The sequence below is a fragment of the Hansschlegelia zhihuaiae genome (genome assembly GCF_004103825.1).
GTDB lineage: Bacteria > Pseudomonadota > Alphaproteobacteria > Rhizobiales > Methylopilaceae > Methylopila > Methylopila zhihuaiae.
Genome location: NZ_RYFI01000034.1, coordinates 1 through 19,516, shown reverse-complemented (window position 1 = coordinate 19,516; position 19,516 = coordinate 1). Strand labels below are relative to the sequence as shown.

The window sequence follows — 19,516 nt, the reverse complement described above, 5'->3', positions numbered from 1 at the left end:
GAGATGGTGATGCCGGGCGACAACATCGCGATGACGGTGGAGCTGATCGTTCCGATCGCGATGGAGGAGAAGCTGCGCTTCGCGATCCGCGAAGGCGGCCGCACCGTCGGCGCAGGCGTCGTCGCAACCATCATCGAGTGAGCCGCCCTTCATCCCTGCCCCGCAGCGGCGGGAGGGTGGACCCGAGCGTGGGCGAGGGGCCGGGAGGGGATCTGGGGCGTGGAGCTCCGTCCTGCCCGATCCCCACCCGACCCGGCTGACCCCCGGCGGGGTCACGTTTGATTTATTCCGGACCGCTCGTCCGGAGAGGTTGCGGTTCGCGAGTCGGCGTGGCATATGAAGCGCCCGCTCGAAACCCCCGCGCCTTTAGGAGTGTAGCTCAACTGGTCAGAGCACCGGTCTCCAAAACCGGGGGTTGGGGGTTCGAGTCCCTCCACTCCTGCCACGCGCGAGCGGATGCGTGGCGGGGCGGATCGCGAAACGGGGCGAGGGCGGCCGAATAGGCCGTTGGTCTGTTTTAGTTTCCGGGGTGCGGGCCTTTCGGGGAGCGCGCCCCTTTGGACGTTTTGGAAAGCTGATGGCGAAGACTACTCCGCTCGAGTTCATCCAGCAGGTCGGGGCCGAGACCGCGAAGGTGGTCTGGCCGACCCGCCGCGAGACGGGCATCACGACGCTGATGGTGGTGATCTTCGCGTTCGTCGCGTCGATCTTCTTTTTCATCGTCGACATGATCCTGCGCTACGGCGTGACCCTGATCCTGGGTGTCGGCCGATGAGCGCGGTCGGTCAGGAAGCGGGCGGGCGGCCGAAGCGCTGGTACATCGTCCACGCCTATTCGAACTTCGAGAAGAAGGTCGCGGATTCGATCCGCGAGAAGGCCGAACAGACCGGCCTCTCGGACCTCTTCGAGGAGATTCTCGTGCCCACCGAGAAGGTCGTCGAGGTGCGGCGCGGCCGCAAGGTCGACGCCGAGCGCAAGTTCTTCCCCGGCTATGTGCTGGTGAAGATGGACCTGACGGACCAAGCCTATCACCTGATCCGCAACACGCCGAAGGTCACGGGGTTCCTGGGCGCGGACAACAAGCCGTCGCCGATCTCCGAGAACGAGGCGCTCAGGATCATGCGCCAGGTGCAGGAGGGGATCGAGCGGCCGAAGCCGTCGGTGTCCTTCGAGGTCGGCGAGCAGGTGCGGGTCTCGGATGGGCCCTTCGCCTCGTTCTCGGGCGTGGTGCAGGACGTCGACGAGGCGCGGGCGCGCCTCAAGATCGACGTGTCGATCTTCGGTCGCGCGACGACCGTCGATCTCGAATACGGGCAGGTCGAGAAGGTCTGACCCGAAACCCGGCTGTGGGAGAGAAGGGCGCCGGCGTTTCGCCGCCGGCCGTCCTCATTCGGACCACGGCTCAACTGCGCGGCCGCTCCGGCGCGCGCACAGGAGAGTGAGAGACCATGGCGAAGAAGGTCGCAGGCTACATCAAACTGCAGGTGCCCGCGGGCTCCGCGAACCCGTCGCCGCCCATCGGGCCGGCGCTCGGTCAGCGCGGCCTGAACATCATGGAGTTCTGCAAGGCGTTCAACGCCCAGACCGGCCAGATGGAGAAGGGGATGCCGATCCCCGTCGTCATCACGGCCTATCAGGACCGCTCCTTCACCTTCGTGATGAAGTCCCCGCCGGTCAGCTACTTCCTGAAGCAGGCGGCCAAGGTCCAGAAGGGCTCGCAGACCACCGGCAAGGGTTCTTTCGTCGGCAAGGTCACGCAGGCTCAGCTCCGCGAGATCGCCGAGAAGAAGATGGCGGACATGAACTGCGACACCGTCGACGCGGCGGTCGCGATGATCGCGGGCTCGGCCCGCTCGATGGGCCTGCAGGTGGAGGGCTGATCATGGCGAAGCTCGGAAAGCGCACGGTCAAGGCCCGCGAGGGCGTCGACCACGTCAAGCTCTACGGTCTCGAAGAGGCGCTCGCGATGGTCAAGGAGCGGGCCACCGCGAAGTTCGACGAGACGATCGAGATCGCCATCAATCTCGGCGTCGACCCGCGTCACGCCGACCAGATGGTCCGCGGCGTCTGCAACCTGCCGAACGGCTCGGGCCGGACGGTGCGCGTCGGCGTGTTCGCGCGCGGCCCGAAGGCCGATGAGGCCAAGGCCGCCGGCGCCGACGTGGTCGGGGCCGAGGACCTGCTCGAGATCGTGCAGGGCGGCAAGATCGAGTTCGACCGCTGCATCGCGACGCCCGACATGATGCCGCTCGTCGGCCGCCTCGGTAAGGTGCTGGGCCCGCGCGGCCTGATGCCGAACCCGAAGGTCGGCACGGTGACCATGGACGTCGCCGGCGCCGTGAAGGCCGCCAAGGGCGGCGCGGTCGAGTTCCGCGTCGAGAAGGCCGGCATCGTGCATGGCGGCGTCGGCAAGGCGTCGTTCGACGCCGAGAAGCTCGCCCAGAACATCAAGGCGTTCGCGGACGCCGTAGTGAAGGCGAAGCCGACCGGCGCCAAGGGCCAGTATGTGCAGAAGATCGCCGTGTCCTCGACGATGGGCCCCGGCGTGCGCGTCGAGCCTTCGTCGGTGCTCAGCGCCTGACGATCGAGATTCCGCTTCGGGGAGATCCGGAGCGGCGCAGGGCAGGGCGGCCTTCCGCCCTGTCCGACCTGTCCGAGAAAGCAGGCGGCCGTCCACGGGGACGGTTCCTTAAGCCCGGAGCACCGGGACCTGCCGAGACGGGGAAGACCGGATGTCGACCCGCGTGAGCGGAACGTCCTCCGGTTCGAACCATCGCCGGGACGTCTCCTTCGAGGCGTCGCGCGCGGACAGGCTTTGAAGCCGCCGTCCTGAACCGGGTTCGCCCGGCCGGGGCGGTCGTCGCAACCCGGCGGTCCGACAACAATGTCGGATCGTCAACCGGAGAGAGCACGTGGACCGCGCGGAAAAGCGTGACATGGTCGCGACGCTGAACTCGGTGTTTTCGAACTCCGGGGCCATCGTCGTCGCTCACTATTCGGGCCTGAACGTCGCCCAGATGTCGACCCTTCGTCGGCAGATGCGCGAGGCGGGCGCGAGCGTGAAAGTCGCGAAGAACCGGCTCGCCAAAATCGCTCTCGAAGGCACGGACGTGTCCCATATCGGATCGCTGCTGCAGGGCCCGACGGTCCTGGCGTACAGCGAGGATCCGGTGGCGGCGCCGAAGATCGCGGTCGAGTTCGCCAAGGCGAACGAGAAGTTCGTGATCCTGGGCGGCGCGATGGGCGCGACCTCCCTGAACCCCGACGGCGTGAAGGCCCTGGCCTCGCTGCCGTCGCTGGACGAACTGCGCGCCAAGCTCGTGGGCCTCATCCAGGCGCCCGCGACCAAGATCGCGCAGCTGTCGACCGCGCCAGCCGCAAAGCTCGCGCGCGTGTTCGGGGCATACGCCAAGCGAGACGAGGCGGCGTGAGCCGCTCCTTCGATAGTCGAAAAACTGGTTCGAACCTGAGGACGAAGAGAAATGGCTGATCTGACGAAGATCGTCGACGAGCTGTCCAACCTGACGGTGCTCGAGGCGGCGGAGCTCGCGAAGCTCCTGGAAGAGAAGTGGGGCGTTTCGGCTGCGGCGGCCGTCGCGGTCGCCGGCCCGGCCGGCGGCGGCGGCGCGGCCGCTCCGGCGGCGGAAGAGCAGACGGAGTTCACCGTCGTGCTCGCGGCCGCGGGCGAGAAGAAGATCGAGGTCATCAAGGAGGTCCGCGCGATCACCGGCCTCGGCCTCAAGGAAGCCAAGGACCTCGTCGAGGCCGCGCCGAAGCCTGTCAAGGAAGGCGTCGCCAAGGACGAAGCCGAGAAGCTCAAGGCCCAGCTCGAGAAGGCCGGCGCCAAGGTCGAGCTCAAGTGAGCTGACGCGGACGAGCGATCGTCCGCGCATGAAAAGACCCGCGGGACGTCCGGTCATCCGGCGCCCGCGGGACGTCAACGGGGAGCCGCGCGGGAATGGCGTCGAAGGACGTCGGTTTCCTGCGCGGCTTTCAGCGCCTTCCAGCGTCACCTGACGCCGGATCGCGGCTTCGAAGCGGGCTCGGCGACGAATTGGAGCCCGCCGCGCCTGATCCAAGGGCCGATCACGGTTTTTGGATCAGGCGTGCCGTCAGCCAGGATTGAGGAAGACGATGGCTCAGCAGATCACCGGCCGCAAGCGTGTCCGCAAGTTCTTCGGCAAGATCCGGGAAGTGACCGAGATGCCGAACCTCATCGAGGTTCAGAAGGCGTCCTATGATCAGTTCCTGTTGTTCGACGGCAAGGAGACCCGTCCGGACGAAGGGCTGCAGACCGTCTTCAAGTCGGTGTTCCCGATCTCGGACTTCTCGAACACCTCGATGCTGGAGTTCGTCTCCTACGAGTTCGAGCAGCCGAAATACGACGTGGACGAGTGCCGCCAGCGCGGCATGACGTTCGCCGCGCCGCTCAAGGTGACGCTGCGCCTGATCGTGTTCGACGTGGACGAGGAGACCGGCGCGAAGTCCGTCAAGGACATCAAGGAGCAGGACGTCTACATGGGCGACATGCCGCTCATGACGTCGAACGGCACCTTCATCGTTAACGGCACCGAGCGCGTCATCGTCTCGCAGATGCATCGCTCGCCCGGCGTGTTCTTCGACCACGACAAGGGCAAGACGCACTCCTCGGGCAAGCTGCTGTTCGCCGCCCGCATCATCCCGTATCGCGGCTCCTGGCTCGACATCGAGTTCGACGCCAAGGACATCGTCCACGCGCGCATCGACCGTCGCCGCAAGATCCCGGTGACGTCGCTGCTGTTCGCGCTCGGCATGGACGGCGAGGAGATCTTAGACACCTTCTACAACAAGGTCCCGCACCAGCGTGACGGCGACGCCTGGCGCATGCCGTTCGACGGCGAGCGCATGAAGGGCTTCAACGCCACCCAGGATCTGATCGACGCCGATAGCGGCGAGGTCGTGCTCGAGGCCGGAAAGAAGCTGACCCCCCGCCAGGCCCGCCTGATCGGCGAGCGCGGCGTCAAGTTCCTCAGGGTCTCGAACGAGGAGATGATCGGCCAGTATGTCGGCGAGGACCTCGTCAATGTCGAGACCGGCGAGATCTGGGCCGAGGCCGGCGAGGAGATCACGGCGAAGCTGCTCGAGCTTCTCCAGGAGGTCGGCGTCGACGAGATCGACCTGCTCGACATCGACCACGTCAACACCGGCGGCTACATCCGCAACACGCTGAACGTCGACAAGAACGCGACCCGCGAGGAGGCGCTGTTCGACATCTACCGCGTGATGCGCCCCGGCGAGCCGCCGACCCTCGACACCGCCGAGGCGATGTTCCAGTCGCTGTTCTTCGATAGCGAGCGCTATGACCTCTCGGCGGTCGGCCGCGTGAAGATGAACATGCGTCTCGACCTCGACGCGCCCGACACCCACCGGACGCTGCGCAAGGAGGACATCCTCGCGGTCGTCAAGACGCTGGTCGACCTGCGCGACGGCAAGGGCGAGATCGACGACATCGACCATCTCGGCAACCGCCGGGTGCGCTCGGTCGGCGAGCTCATGGAGAATCAGTACCGCGTCGGCCTGCTCCGCATGGAGCGCGCCATCAAGGAGCGGATGTCGTCGGTCGAGATCGACACCGTCATGCCGCAGGACCTGATCAACGCGAAGCCCGCGGCCGCGGCGGTGCGCGAGTTCTTCGGCTCGTCCCAGCTCTCGCAGTTCATGGACCAGACGAATCCGCTGTCCGAAATCACTCACAAGCGGCGTCTTTCGGCGCTCGGGCCAGGCGGCCTGACGCGCGAGCGGGCGGGCTTCGAGGTGCGCGACGTGCACCCGACCCATTACGGCCGCATCTGCCCGATCGAGACGCCGGAAGGCCCGAACATCGGCCTGATCAACTCGCTCGCGACCTTCGCGCGCGTGAACAAATACGGCTTCATCGAGAGCCCGTACCGCAAGGTCAAGGACGGCGCGGTGACGGACGAGGTCCACTATCTGTCAGCCGTCGAGGAGGCCAAGCACCACGTCGCGCAGGCGAACGCGGTGATCACCGAGACCGGCCACTTCACCGAGGACCTGATCGTCTGCCGCCACATGGGCGAGGTGGTGTTCGCGCCGATCGAGCGCGTCGACTATATGGACGTGTCGCCGAAGCAGCTCGTCTCGGTCGCGGCGGCGCTCATCCCGTTCCTCGAGAACGACGACGCCAACCGCGCGCTGATGGGCTCCAACATGCAGCGGCAGGCGGTGCCGCTGGTGCGCGCCGACGCGCCCTTCGTGGGCACCGGCATGGAGGCGGTCGTCGCCCGTGATTCCGGCGCCGCGATCGCGGCCCGGCGCTCCGGAGTCATCGACCAGGTCGACGCGACCCGCATCGTCATCCGCGCGACGGAGGAGGCCGACGCGTCGAAGCCCGGCGTCGACATCTACCGGCTGATGAAGTTCCAGCGCTCCAACCAGTCGACCTGCATCACGCAGAAGCCGCTGGTGCGCGTCGGCGACCTCGTCAAGAAGGGCGACATAATCGCGGACGGCCCCTCGACCGAGCTCGGCGAGCTCGCGCTCGGCCGCAACGTGCTCGTCGCCTTCATGCCGTGGAACGGCTACAATTTCGAGGACTCCATCCTCCTCAGCGAGAAGATCGTCTCCGAAGACGTCTTCACCTCGATCCATATCGAGGAGTTCGAGGTGATGGCCCGCGACACCAAGCTCGGGCCGGAGGAGATCACGCGCGACATTCCGAACGTCTCGGAAGAGGCGCTGAAGAACCTCGACGAGGCCGGCATCGTCTATATCGGCGCCGAGGTGCAGGCTGGCGACATCCTGTGCGGCAAGATCACGCCGAAGGGCGAGAGCCCGATGACGCCGGAGGAGAAGCTGCTCCGGGCGATCTTCGGCGAGAAGGCGTCCGACGTCCGCGACACCTCGCTCCGGGTGCCGCCGGGCGTCACCGGCACGATCGTCGAGGTCCGGGTGTTCAACCGCCACGGCATCGACAAGGACGAGCGCGCCCAGGCGATCGAGCGCGAGGAGATCGAGCGGCTCGCCAAGGACCGCGACGATGAGCTCGCGATCCTCGACCGCAACACCTACGCCCGTCTCGCCGAGATGCTGGTCGGCAAGACCGCGGTCGGCGGCCCGAAGTCGATCAAGAAGGACGAGGCCATCACCCGCGAGGCGCTGAGCGACGCGCCGCGCTCCCAGTGGTGGCAGATCGCGGTGTCGGACGACAAGATGATGTCCGACCTCGAGGGCATGCGCGCCCAGTATGACGAGCGGAAGAAGCGGCTCGAGCAGCGGTTCCTCGACAAGGTCGAGAAGCTGCAGCGCGGCGACGAGCTGCCCCCCGGCGTGATGAAGATGGTCAAGGTCTTCATCGCGGTGAAGCGCAAGATCCAGCCGGGCGACAAGATGGCCGGCCGGCATGGCAACAAGGGCGTCGTCTCGCGCATCGTGCCTGTCGAGGACATGCCGTTCCTCGAGGACGGCACCCATGTCGACATCGTGCTGAACCCGCTCGGCGTGCCGAGCCGCATGAACGTCGGTCAGATCCTCGAGACCCATCTCGGCTGGGCCTGCGCGGGCCTGGGCGCCCAGATCGGCAAGGCGATCGACGCCTATCGCGCCGGCGCGGGGCTAAACGACCTCAAGTCGAAGCTCGACGTCGTCTATGGCGACAACGCCGAGATCAAGGGCATGAATGAGGACGAGCTCGTCGAGATGTCCGAGACGCTTCGGCGCGGCGTGCCGATCGCCACTCCCGTGTTCGACGGCGCCAAGGAGGCGGACATCGAGCGCATGCTCGAACTCGCCGGCGTCAACACGTCGGGCCAGGTGACGCTCAGCGACGGGCGGACCGGCGAGTCGTTCGATCGACAGGTGACGGTGGGCTACATATATATGCTGAAGCTCCACCATCTCGTGGACGACAAGATCCACGCCCGGTCGATCGGCCCGTACTCGCTCGTCACCCAGCAGCCGCTGGGCGGCAAGGCGCAGTTCGGCGGCCAGCGCTTCGGCGAAATGGAGGTGTGGGCGCTCGAGGCTTACGGAGCCGCCTACACCTTGCAGGAGATGCTGACGGTGAAGTCCGACGACGTCGCAGGCCGCACGAAGGTCTATGAATCCATCGTGCGCGGCGACGACGCCTTCGAGGCGGGCATCCCCGAGAGCTTCAACGTGCTGGTCAAGGAGATGCGCTCCCTCGGCCTCAACGTCGACCTTCACACGTCCAAGAAGCAGAACTTGCCTCCGGCGGACGCGGCGGAGTGACGGCTCGATCCTAGCGGACGGCCATTCGGCGGACGGGCCTTAGAGCGAGGCCCGTCCGCTGCCGATTTTGGATTTTTAAGCGGACCTGCGAGGCGTTGGCGGCGACGCTCGACGTGGACCGCGGAAGGAGACGGCGATGAACCAGGAAGTGATGAATCTCTTCAACACGCAGGTTCCTGCCCAGACGTTCGACCAGATCCGCATCTCGATCGCCAGCCCGGAGAAGATCCTCTCCTGGTCGTTCGGCGAGATCAAGAAGCCCGAGACGATCAACTACCGGACCTTCAAGCCGGAGCGCGACGGCCTGTTCTGCGCGCGGATCTTCGGGCCGATCAAGGACTACGAGTGCTTGTGCGGCAAGTACAAGCGCATGAAGTACAAGGGCGTCATCTGCGAGAAGTGCGGCGTCGAGGTCACGCTGTCGCGCGTGCGCCGCGAGCGCATGGGTCATATCGAGCTCGCCGCGCCGGTCGCCCATATCTGGTTCCTGAAGTCGCTGCCGTCGCGTATCGGCCTTCTGCTCGACATGACGCTGAAGGACCTCGAGGCGATCCTCTACTTCGAGAAGTATGTCGTCCTGGAGACCGGCCTCACTCCGCTCAAGGACCGTCAGCTGCTGTCGGAGGAGGAGTATCTCCACGCGCAGGACGAGTATGGCGAGGACGCCTTCACGGCCCAGATCGGCGCCGAGGCGATCCAGTCGATGCTGCGCGCGCTCGATCTCGAGAAGATGGCGGCCGACATCCGGGTCGAGATCCAGGAGGCGACCACCGAGCTCAAGCCCAAGAAGCTCGCCAAGCGCCTGAAGATCGTCGAGGCCTTCATCGACTCGGGCAACAAGCCCGACTGGATGATCATGACCGTCGTGCCGGTGATCCCGCCGGACCTGCGCCCGCTCGTGCCGCTCGACGGCGGCCGCTTCGCGACCTCGGACCTCAACGACCTCTACCGCCGCGTCATCAACCGCAACAACCGCCTCAAGCGTCTGATCGAGCTGCGCGCGCCGGACATCATCATCCGCAACGAGAAGCGCATGCTTCAGGAGGCGGTCGACGCGCTGTTCGACAACGGCCGCCGCGGGCGCGTGATCACGGGCGTCAACAAGCGCCCGCTGAAGTCGCTCTCCGACATGCTGAAGGGCAAGCAGGGCCGTTTCCGCCAGAACCTGCTCGGCAAGCGCGTCGACTATTCGGGCCGTTCGGTCATCGTGGTCGGCCCGGAGCTGAAGCTGCACCAGTGCGGCCTGCCGAAGAAGATGGCGCTCGAGCTGTTCAAGCCGTTCATCTATTCGCGGCTGGACGCCAAGGGCCTGTCGGCGACCGTGAAGCAGGCCAAGAAGCTGGTCGAGAAGGAGAAGCCGGAAGTCTGGGACATCCTGGACGAGGTGATCCGCGAGCACCCGGTGATGCTGAACCGCGCGCCGACGCTGCACCGCCTCGGCATCCAGGCCTTCGAGCCGGTGCTGATCGAGGGCAAGGCGATCCAGCTGCATCCGCTGGTCTGCGCCGCGTTCAACGCCGACTTCGACGGCGACCAGATGGCCGTGCACGTGCCGCTGTCGCTGGAAGCTCAGCTTGAGGCCCGCGTGCTCATGATGTCGACCAACAACATCCTGCACCCGGCGAACGGCGCGCCGATCATCGTGCCGTCGCAGGACATCGTGCTCGGCCTCTACTACCTCACGCTCATGCGCGACAACGAGCCCGGCGAGGGCTCGCTGTTCTCGAACATGGGCGAGCTCGAGCACGCCCTGTTCGCCAAGGCGGTGACGCTCCACACCAAGATCAAGGGTCGCTTCGTCAGCGTCGACGACAATGGCGAGAAGGTCGCCAAGGTCTACGAGACCACGCCCGGCCGGATGATGCTTGGACAGCTGCTGCCCAAGACCCCGAAGCTCACCTTCGACGTCGTCAACAAGCTGATGACCAAGAAGGAAATCTCGAACATGATCGACACCGTCTACCGCAACTGCGGCCAGAAGGACACGGTCATCTTTTGCGACCGGATCATGTCGCTCGGCTTCCACAACGCGTTCAAGGCCGGCATCTCGTTCGGCAAGGACGACATGGTGGTGCCCGAGACCAAGACGAAGATCGTCGAGGACACCCGCACGCTCGCCAAGGAATATGAGCAGCAGTACCAGGACGGCCTGATCACCCAGGGCGAGAAGTACAACAAGGTCGTCGACGCCTGGGCGAAGTGCACGGACAAGATCGCCGAGGAGATGATGGCGCGCATCTCGTCCGTTCAGGTCGACAAGGAGACCGGCCGCGCCAAGCAGATCAACTCGATCTACATGATGAGCCATTCGGGCGCCCGCGGCTCGCCGGCGCAGATGAAGCAGCTCGCCGGCATGCGCGGCCTGATGGCGAAGCCCTCCGGCGAGATCATCGAGAGCCCGATCATCTCGAACTTCAAGGAAGGCCTGTCGGTGCTCGAGTACTTCAACTCGACCCACGGCGCCCGCAAGGGCCTCGCCGACACGGCGTTGAAGACGGCCAACTCCGGCTATCTGACACGCCGCCTCGTCGACGTCGCGCAGGACTGCATCATCACCGAGGACGATTGCGGCACAGACGCCGGCATCCGCGTCCGTCCGGTGGTGGACGCGGGCCAGATCGTCGCGACGCTCGGCATGCGCACCCTCGGCCGCACCACGGCCGAAGACGTCGAGCACCCTGCGACCGGTGAGGTGATCGTCCCGAAGAACACGCTGATCGCCGAGAAGGACGTCGACCTGATGGCCGCCGCCAGCGTCCAGGAGGTCCGCATCCGGTCGGTGCTGACCTGCGAGACCAAGGTCGGCGTCTGCAAGGCCTGCTACGGTCGCGACCTCGCGCGCGGCACGCCCGTCAACATGGGCGAGGCCGTCGGCGTCATCGCGGCGCAGTCGATCGGCGAGCCGGGCACCCAGCTCACCATGCGCACCTTCCACATCGGCGGCACGGCGCAGCTTGCGGATTCCTCCTTCATCGAGAGCTCCTTCGAGGGATCGGTGAAGATCCGCAACCGCAACGTGGCGCGGAACTCGGACGGCGACCTGATCGTGATGGGCCGCAACGTCGCGGTGATCATCCTCGACGCCAACGGCGTGACCGAACGCTCGACACATCGCCTGCAGTACGGCTCGAAGCTCCGGGTCGACGACGGCGACAAGATCAAGCGCGGCCAGCGCATCGCGGAGTGGGACCCCTACACCCGCCCGATCCTGACCGAGGTCGACGGCAAGACGGCGTTCGAGGATCTGGTCGAAGGCGCCTCCGTCAAGGAGACGTCGGACGAGGCGACCGGCATCACCAAGCGCGTGGTCATGGACTGGCGGACGTCGACCCGTTCGGCGGACCTCAAGCCGTCGATTATCGTCCAGGACAAGGACGGCAAGATCCTCAAGCCCGCCAAGGGCGGCGAGGCGCGTTACCAGCTCGCCCCGGACGCGATCTTGTCGGTCTCTCCGGGCTCCGAGGTCAAGGCCGGCGACGTGCTGGCCCGCATCCCGACCGAGAGCGCCAAGACGCGCGACATCACGGGCGGTCTTCCGCGCGTGGCGGAGCTGTTTGAGGCGCGTCGTCCCAAAGACGCGGCGATCATCGCCGAGGTCTCTGGCACCGTGCAGTTCGGCAAGGACTACAAGAACAAGCGCCGCATCACGCTTGTGCCGAGCGAAGACGGCGTCGAGCCGGTCGAGTACCTGATCCCGAAGGGCAAGCACATCCAGCTGCAGGATGGCGACGTCGTGGAGCAGGGCGACTACATCGTCGACGGCAACCCGGCGCCGCACGACATCCTGGCGATCAAGGGCGTGGAGGAGCTTGCCGCCTACCTCGTCAACGAGATCCAGGAGGTCTACCGGCTGCAGGGCGTCCAGATCAACGACAAGCACATCGAGGTGATCGTCCGCCAGATGCTGCAGAAGGTCGAGATCTCGGACGCCGGCGAGACCGAGCTCATCACCAATGAGCAGGTCGACCGGATGGACTTCGACGCGGTCAACGCCAAGGCGCTGGAGGAGGGCAAGAAGCCGGCGGTCGGCCACCCGGTCCTGCTCGGCATCACCAAGGCGAGCCTGCAGACCCGCTCCTTCATCTCCGCCGCCTCCTTCCAGGAGACGACGCGGGTGCTCACGGAGGCCGCGGTCAACGGCAAGGCGGACGATCTCGAGGGCCTCAAGGAGAACGTCATCGTCGGCCGCCTGATCCCGGCGGGCACCGGATCGGTGATGAACAAGGTGCGCGAGATCGCGACCCATCGCGACGAGCTGATCCTGAAGCAGCGCGCCCGGGAGCAGGCCGCTGCGGCCCCCGCGCCGGAGGCCCAGCTGCTGCCGACGCCGGACGCCGCCGAGTGACGGCTGTCTGGCCGGAGCCCAAGGGTCCGGCCAGCGTGTCAGCATGAAGAGAGGCCGCCGGCGTTGACGTCCGGCGGCCTCTCCTTTTTGCGTCTCGCTTGCGGCGTCGGCGATCAGTCGGACGCGAGGGTGGTCGGGGTGAGCTCCACCTTGCCGGCCAGAACGTCGGCGACCGACAGCAGCGGGTAACCGGCGGTGACGTCCTTGCTCTCGCGCCAGGCGTTGACGATCTCGTCGCGAAGCTGGGTGATGCCCATGCCGAGCTGCTGGTTGACGATCTTCAGCGCCTTCGGCGAGGCGGAGGCGTAATCGTCCTTGCGCGCCGCCTCATAGACCGGCTCGATCTGCGCGAGCGACTCTCCGAGATACGCCGCCACCCGCTTCTCGATCGGGGCGTCGTCCTTCGGAGCGGAGTAGTTCGGGATCGACTTCCTCACGTCCTTGAAGTCGATGAAGTCCCGGACGAACGCGCCTTCGAACGGGCCGTGGATCGGGGCGGTCGTGTAGCCCTTCGGGTTCGGATAGTCGCCCCATCCATTGAAGTGGACGGAGACGTGCATCGGTTGGCTGGCGTCCTACATGAAGTGGCTCCAGTAGCCGATGTCGCGCAGGATCAGCTTGCGCCGGATGTCGAGCTGCGTCTCCCAGTAGGCGATCTGCTTCTTCTTGCCGGCGTCCTGGGCCTGCTTCAGGCCGACCTCGAGGACCCGGTAGATGCCGAAGTCCTTCCGGAGCTGCTGGTAGCCGTCGATCATGGCGTAGGCCAGATAGCCCGCGCTGTACTGGGTCTGGCCCGCCGGCTTGGTGGCGCTGCGCTGAGCCGTGTCGTAGTCGCGGCGGGAGAGCGGAAGCTCGCTCAGCTTGACCGCGCCGCCGAGGATGAAGCCGTTGTCGTCGACGTCGATATAGTGGCCGGGGTCGCGCTCGAAGTCATGGGCGTTCGGCTCGGTCGAGATGCGGCCGTCCGTCACCGAGGTGATCCTGCCTGCGGTCTTCGAGACGTCGGGCTCCGCGCTCAGTTCGCCGACGAAGGTCTGGGCTTCGTCGGTCATAAGGAAGTCCGGAAGATCGGCGCCCTTGGGAAGCTTCGCCATCGCGATCTCTCCCATCTTCGTATGGCCCGTGTGTCCCCAGGCCCACGCGGCGGTCGTCATCCCGGCGAAGCAGCAACCCGCCATTATGGCGCGAACCAACCCGCTGTTCTTGTGGTTGTAAGTCATCCCTGTCACACTCTCTCGCTTGAGAAGTAGTATCAATTTAACGACGCGCATGTATATTTTGTACTGCATGCAGTATTTATGACAAAGGGGTGGCCTATAAACTGCTTTTCGAAATGCGAACGCCTAGAATGTAGGGAAATCCATTATAAGACAATTGAATAGAGGGGTTGTGACAGAGTTCTTGAATTTGGCGCCATCGGCGCCCCTATCTCAGGGCCCCGCCGGGCCGGACGCAGGCGGTCCGCGGAGCCGCGCCGGGACCATCGTCCGCGGCGTCGCCTAAGGGCCTCTTTTCAGGTTGTGGCTTTAGGCGGTAACACCGTGGGGGCTCCCGCGAGAGCGCGTTATCTTTGAGCGCGCGGCTGGCTGCCGCATGGTCTGGACACTCGGAGGGCGGTCTCTTGAGCGACGACATCGTCGACCGGATCTACGAAGCCGCGGTGCTGCCCGAGCTCTGGCCGCTTCTGTTCCACGACGTCTCCAAGGCGCACGGCTTCGTGGGCGGCGCGATGTTTTCGGCCAACCCGAAGTTCCAGCGCGGCGTCGCCTCTCCGGGCGTCGAGGAGGCGCTCGCGGCCTTCTTCGCCGGCGGCTGGCAGGAGCGGAACAGCCGGGCGCCCCGGACGGCCGCCAAGAACTATCCGGGCTTCGTGCGCGACGAAGACATCCTCACCGAAGAGGAGATCGCGACAGACCCGATGTATGTCGAGCTGCTTCGGCCGTTCGGCCTCGGCTACGGGGCCGGGTCGGTCGTCGACTGCCCGAGCGGCGACCAGGTGGTCTTCACCTTCGAGCGCGCGGGCGCGCTCGGCTCGACGCCGGTCGAGGTTCTGGCCCAGCTCGACAAGCTGCGGCCGCACCTCGCCCGCGCCTCGGTGTTTTCGGCCCGGCTCGACCTCGAGCGGTCGCGGGCGCAGGTCGAGGCGCTCGCTGAGCTTGGCCTGCCCGCCGCGGTGCTCGGGCCGACCGGCCGCGCGCTCGCCGCGAACGACCTGTTCGAGGCGTTCCGGGACCAGGCGTCGATCGGCGCGTGGAACGCAGTGACGCTGAGGGACCCGGCGGCGCAGCGGCTGTTCCTGGAGGCTCTCGGACGTCCGGCCGGCGAGGGTTCTTCCGGGCGCTCCATGCCTGTGCGGGCGACCGCCGAGGCGCCGCCTGCCGTCCTTCACCTGCTGCCGGTCCGCCGCTCCGCCAGGGATGTGTTCTCGCAGGCCGCCTGGCTGCTGGTCGCGACGCCGCTCGGGCGGCGGTCGGCGCCAGAGGCCGCCATCCTCGCCGGACTGTTCGACCTCACGCCCGCCGAGGCGCGGGTCGCGCATGGGCTGGTCAGGGGCGACTCGGTCGCCGAGATCGCCGCCAAGCACGGTCTCGCCGACTCGACCGTGCGCAACCAGCTGCGGGCGGTCTTCGCGAAGACCGGCGCCTCGCGCCAGAGCGAGCTTGTGCTGATGTGCGGCGCCGTCGGGCTCGCAGGATCACCGGATCCGGAAATGTCCGCGTAGACTCGGAAAAGACTTACGATCACAATGGATTACGCAGGACGAAAATGAGCGCCCGACCATAAGCGAGCCGCGAAGCTGGAGCGGCGGCGCGGCGCGAGAGGGAGGTCCAGGGCATGGCCGAAGCTCAACCCGGCCCGGCGTACGGCGCCGCCGTAGACGCGATCTATGCGAGCATCGGAGATTCGGCGCGATGGGTCCCGGCGCTGCAGGCGATCGCCGCCGTCACCGACGACATCGGCGCGATCTTCATCTACCCGCGCGGCGACGGCACGCTCGGCTCGATCGTCACGCCCGGCCTCGAGGCCGTGCAGGCCCAATTTGAGTCCGACGAATGGGCGACCCGCGACCTGCGCTACGAGCGCGCGCTGGACCGCGGCTACGTCGCGAGCGGAACCTGCGTCACCGACCGGCATGTCGTGAGCGACGAGGAGATCGAGACTCACCCTTATTACGTCGACTTGCTGCGTCCTCACGGGCTCAAATATTTCGCGGGGCTCAACATCTCGCCGTCGCCTTCCGCCGGGGCGGCGCTCAGCGTGCAGCGCGGGCCGCACAAGCCGCCCTTCTCGGACGAGGAGCTCGACGTCGTTTCCCGCCTCGGAAAACATGTCGAGTCGGCCCTGCGCATCAGTCTGAGCCTTCGCGACAGGGCGTCCGGGTCGCTCATGGCCGCCGGCGCCGACGGAGGTCGGCCGACCCCGCGGGTTGGGGTTGGCGACGTTCAGCAGACCGAACTGTCCCGGATGTTCGCCCTGCTGGCCGCCTCCTGACCCTCGTCGGACTGTCTGCGGGGCCGTCGCCGCTAGCCCTTCTTCGATTCCGAGGGTTGACGCTCACCGACTCGCGGGGTAGAAGCCGCCCACTCTTCGGCAGGCGGTGATCCCACGCTGCTCGGTCCGCGGTCCAACGCGCCGACATTCCGGGATCAAACGCTGTCGCGACCAGCTTGGGTCAGTTGCGGGTACACGATCTCCGTCGCTTGTCGGCGGCGATCCTCTGCAAGGAGCGGGCGCTTCCTTCGGGAGACCGAAGGCGAGCGTCGTTTCGTTTTGCGCGTCGGGTCTCGGTCCGTCGCGCCGAACGCATTCGAGATTGAAGAAGGCGGTAAGGCGAACAATGCCCACCATCAGCCAGTTGATCCGCAAGCCGCGGCAGGCGCCGACGGCGCGCAACACGGTTCCGGCGCTCCAGGCGTGCCCGCAGAAGCGCGGCGTCTGCACGCGCGTCTACACCACGACCCCGAAGAAGCCGAACTCGGCGCTCCGCAAGGTCGCCAAGGTCCGCCTGACCAACGGCTTCGAGGTCATCGGCTACATTCCGGGCGAAGGCCATAACCTTCAGGAGCACTCGGTGGTCATGATCCGCGGCGGCCGCGTGAAGGACCTTCCGGGCGTGCGTTACCACATCCTGCGCGGCGTGCTCGACACGCAGGGCGTCAAGAACCGCAAGCAGCGCCGGTCGAAATACGGCGCGAAGCGGCCGAAGTGAGGATCTGAGCGATGTCCCGTCGTCACTCCGCCGAACGCCGCGAGATCCATCCCGACCCCAAATTCGGGGATCTGGTCGTCTCGAAATTCATGAACACCGTCATGAAGCACGGCAAGAAGTCGGCCGCCGAGCGCATCGTCTACGGCGCGTTCGACCAGGTCGAGTCGAAGGTCAAGCAGAGCCCGGTCGCGGTGTTCCATCAGGCGCTCGAGAACATCTCGCCGGCGCTCGAGGTTCGCTCCCGCCGCGTCGGCGGCGCGACCTACCAGGTGCCGGTCGAGGTTCGTCCGGAGCGCCGGCAGGCGCTCGCGCTGCGCTGGCTGCTCGCCTCGGCGCGCGCCCGCAACGAGAAGACCATGGTGGACCGTCTGTCCGCCGAACTCATCGACGCCTCGAACAACCGTGGTTCCGCGGTGAAGAAGCGCGAGGACACGCACCGCATGGCGGACGCGAACCGCGCCTTCTCGCACTACCGCTGGTGATTTGAGCCGAGATCGAAGGACTGTCCCCCATGCCCCGCTCTCACGCGATCGAAGATTATCGTAACTTCGGCATCATGGCGCATATCGACGCCGGGAAGACGACGACGACCGAGCGCGTCCTGTTCTATTCGGGCAAGTCGCACAAGATCGGCGAAGTCCACGACGGCGCCGCGACCATGGACTGGATGGAGCAGGAGCAGGAGCGCGGCATCACGATCACGTCGGCCGCGACCACGACCTTCTGGAAGGACAAACGCCTCAACATCATCGACACGCCGGGCCACGTCGACTTCACCATCGAGGTCGAGCGTTCGCTGCGCGTGCTCGACGGCGCGGTATGCGTGCTCGACGGCAACCAGGGCGTCGAGCCGCAGACCGAGACCGTCTGGCGCCAGGCCGACAAATACGAGGTGCCGCGGATCGTGTTCGTCAACAAGATGGACAAGATCGGCGCCGACTTCTTCCGCTGCGTGAAGGAGATCGACACCCGCGTCGCGGGAAAGCCGGTCTGCATCCAGCTGCCGATCGGCTCGGAGTCGAACTTCCTCGGCATCATCGACCTCGTCCGCATGAAGGCGGTCGTGTGGGACAACGAGAACCTTGGCGCGACCTTCCGCGACGAGGAGATCCCGGCCGACCTCGCCGATCAGGCGGTCGAGTATCGCGGCAAGATGATCGAGGCCGCGGTCGAGCTGGACGACGCTGCGCTCGAGAAGTTCCTCGAGGGCGAGGAGCCGGACGAGGCGACGCTCAAGGCCCTGCTGCGCAAGGCCGTGCTGACGCGCGCCTTCACCCCGATCCTCTGTGGCTCGGCTTTCAAGAACAAAGGCGTTCAGCCGCTGCTCGACGCAGTCGTCGACTATCTGCCGAGCCCGCTCGACCGCGGCGCGGTCGACGGCGTCGACTTCAAGACCGAAGAGCCGGTCACCCGCGAGCCGTCGGACGACGCCGGCCTGTCGGTGCTCGCATTCAAGATCATGGATGACCCGTTCGTCGGGACCATCACCTTCTGCCGCGTCTATTCGGGCAAGCTCGAGTCCGGCTCGACCCTGCTGAACTCGACGCGCGACAAGAAGGAGCGCGTCGGCCGCATGCTGCTGATGCATGCGAACAACCGCGAGGACATCAAGGAGGCCTATGCGGGCGACATCGTCGCGCTCGCCGGCCTCAAGGACGTCCGCACCGGCGACACGCTGTGCGACCCGAACAAGGCCGTGATCCTCGAGCAGATGGTCTTCCCGGAGCCCGTGATCGAGATCGCGATCGAGCCGAAGACCAAGGCCGACCAGGAGAAGCTGGGCGTCGCGCTGTCGAAGCTCGCGGCCGAAGATCCGTCCTTCCGCGTCTCGACCGACCAGGAGTCGGGCCAGACCATCCTGAAGGGGATGGGCGAGCTCCATCTCGACATCAAGGTCGACATCCTGAAGCGCACCTACAAGGTCGAGGCCAACATCGGCGCGCCGCAGGTCGCCTATCGCGAGACGCTGACCAAGCCGGTCGACATCGACTACACGCATAAGAAGCAGACCGGCGGCACTGGCCAGTTCGCCCGCGTGAAGATCCATGTCGAGCCGAACGAGGCCGGCGCGGGCTTCGCCTTCGAGTCGAAGATCGTCGGCGGCGCGGTGCCGAAGGAGTACATCCCGGGCGTTCAGAAGGGCATCGAGTCCGTGATGGGCGCGGGCGTCGTGGCCGGCTTCCCGGTCGTGGACGTCAAGGTCGAGCTGCTCGACGGCGCCTTCCACGAGGTCGACTCGTCGGTCCTCGCCTTCGAGATCGCGTCCCGCGCGGCGTTCCGCGAGGCCCTGCAGAAGGGCGGCGCGGTTCTGCTCGAGCCGATCATGAAGGTCGAGGTCGTCACCCCCGAGGATTACACGGGCTCGGTGATCGGCGACCTCAACTCCCGGCGCGGCCAGATCCAGGGCCAGGACATGCGCGGCAACGCCAATGTCGTGAACGCGATGGTGCCGCTCGCCAACATGTTCGGCTACATCAACACGCTGCGTTCGTTCAGCCAGGGCCGGGCGAACTATACGATGGAATTCGACCACTACGAGCAGGTTCCGTCCAACGTCGCGCAGGAAGTCCAGGCCAAATACGCCGGGTGACCTTGCGCGCTTGAGACGACGAAGCCTGAGTTCAACGAACTGATACGAGAAAAGAACGGAGCCTTAAGGCCATGGCCAAGGAAAAGTTCGCGCGGACGAAGCCGCATTGCAACATTGGGACGAT

General features: G+C 66.2%; 16 protein-coding genes and 1 tRNA gene. 15 read left to right on the top strand and 2 right to left on the bottom strand.

Going from position 1 to position 19,516, the window contains the following annotated elements; translation table 11 throughout:
• From EK403_RS21500 to rpoC, 10 genes are all read left to right on the top strand, one after another.
• Positions 1-141 (top strand): EF-Tu C-terminal domain-related protein (locus tag EK403_RS21500; protein WP_487327320.1); only part of this gene is annotated, 141 nt, incomplete at its 5' end.
• 227 nt (positions 142-368) lie between these two features.
• Positions 369-445 (top strand) — tRNA-Trp (locus EK403_RS21495).
• Positions 446-574: 129 nt separating this feature from the next.
• The gene (gene secE / locus EK403_RS21490) at positions 575-775 is read left to right on the top strand and encodes a preprotein translocase subunit SecE (RefSeq protein ID WP_128779506.1); all 201 of its coding nucleotides are present in this window, start codon (positions 575-577) and stop codon (positions 773-775) included.
• A complete protein-coding gene (gene nusG, locus EK403_RS21485) occupies positions 772-1,332 on the top strand; it encodes a transcription termination/antitermination protein NusG (RefSeq protein WP_128779505.1) in 561 nt (186 codons plus the stop codon). Before secE ends, nusG begins: the two co-directional genes overlap by 4 nt.
• A 116-nt stretch (positions 1,333-1,448) precedes the next feature.
• The gene (gene rplK, locus EK403_RS21480; protein WP_128779504.1) at positions 1,449-1,880 is read left to right on the top strand and encodes a 50S ribosomal protein L11; all 432 of its coding nucleotides are present in this window, start codon (positions 1,449-1,451) and stop codon (positions 1,878-1,880) included.
• Positions 1,881-1,882: 2 nt separating this feature from the next.
• Positions 1,883-2,581, top strand: a complete 699-nt coding sequence (gene rplA, locus EK403_RS21475; RefSeq protein WP_128779503.1) for a 50S ribosomal protein L1 — start codon at positions 1,883-1,885, stop codon at positions 2,579-2,581.
• Between the two features lie 331 nt (positions 2,582-2,912).
• The gene (gene rplJ, locus EK403_RS21470) at positions 2,913-3,431 is read left to right on the top strand and encodes a 50S ribosomal protein L10 (protein WP_128779502.1); all 519 of its coding nucleotides are present in this window, start codon (positions 2,913-2,915) and stop codon (positions 3,429-3,431) included.
• A gap of 51 nt (positions 3,432-3,482) precedes the next feature.
• Positions 3,483-3,863 (top strand): 50S ribosomal protein L7/L12, encoded by a 381-nt coding sequence (gene rplL / locus EK403_RS21465; RefSeq protein WP_128779501.1) that lies wholly within the window; start codon positions 3,483-3,485, stop codon positions 3,861-3,863.
• Between the two features lie 271 nt (positions 3,864-4,134).
• The gene (rpoB, locus tag EK403_RS21460; protein ID WP_128779500.1) at positions 4,135-8,247 is read left to right on the top strand and encodes a DNA-directed RNA polymerase subunit beta; all 4,113 of its coding nucleotides are present in this window, start codon (positions 4,135-4,137) and stop codon (positions 8,245-8,247) included.
• Between the two features lie 136 nt (positions 8,248-8,383).
• Positions 8,384-12,592, top strand: coding sequence for a DNA-directed RNA polymerase subunit beta' (gene rpoC, locus EK403_RS21455; RefSeq protein ID WP_128779499.1), 4,209 nt, complete (start codon positions 8,384-8,386; stop codon positions 12,590-12,592).
• Between the two features lie 113 nt (positions 12,593-12,705).
• Here rpoC and EK403_RS21450 read toward each other — a convergent pair whose 3' ends face one another.
• Positions 12,706-13,152 (bottom strand): hypothetical protein, encoded by a 447-nt coding sequence (locus EK403_RS21450; RefSeq protein WP_128779498.1) that lies wholly within the window; start codon positions 13,150-13,152, stop codon positions 12,706-12,708.
• A gap of 15 nt (positions 13,153-13,167) precedes the next feature.
• Complete coding sequence (locus EK403_RS21445) at positions 13,168-13,686, bottom strand: hypothetical protein (protein WP_128779497.1); 519 nt, start codon at positions 13,684-13,686, stop codon at positions 13,168-13,170.
• Between the two features lie 527 nt (positions 13,687-14,213).
• Here EK403_RS21445 and EK403_RS21440 point away from each other — a divergent pair.
• The 5 genes from EK403_RS21440 (at position 14,214) to fusA (ending at position 19,392) form a co-directional block, all read left to right on the top strand.
• Positions 14,214-15,314, top strand: coding sequence for a helix-turn-helix transcriptional regulator (locus tag EK403_RS21440; protein ID WP_128779496.1), 1,101 nt, complete (start codon positions 14,214-14,216; stop codon positions 15,312-15,314).
• Between the two features lie 113 nt (positions 15,315-15,427).
• Entirely contained in the window at positions 15,428-16,084 is a 657-nt protein-coding gene (locus tag EK403_RS21435; protein ID WP_128779495.1) for a helix-turn-helix transcriptional regulator, read from the top strand.
• Between the two features lie 346 nt (positions 16,085-16,430).
• Complete coding sequence (gene rpsL / locus EK403_RS21430; RefSeq protein WP_020178159.1) at positions 16,431-16,802, top strand: 30S ribosomal protein S12; 372 nt, start codon at positions 16,431-16,433, stop codon at positions 16,800-16,802.
• Between the two features lie 11 nt (positions 16,803-16,813).
• Positions 16,814-17,284, top strand: a complete 471-nt coding sequence (gene rpsG, locus EK403_RS21425; RefSeq protein ID WP_128779494.1) for a 30S ribosomal protein S7 — start codon at positions 16,814-16,816, stop codon at positions 17,282-17,284.
• 29 nt (positions 17,285-17,313) lie between these two features.
• Positions 17,314-19,392 (top strand): elongation factor G, encoded by a 2,079-nt coding sequence (gene fusA / locus EK403_RS21420; RefSeq protein ID WP_128779493.1) that lies wholly within the window; start codon positions 17,314-17,316, stop codon positions 19,390-19,392.
• Positions 19,393-19,516 lie beyond the last annotated feature (124 nt).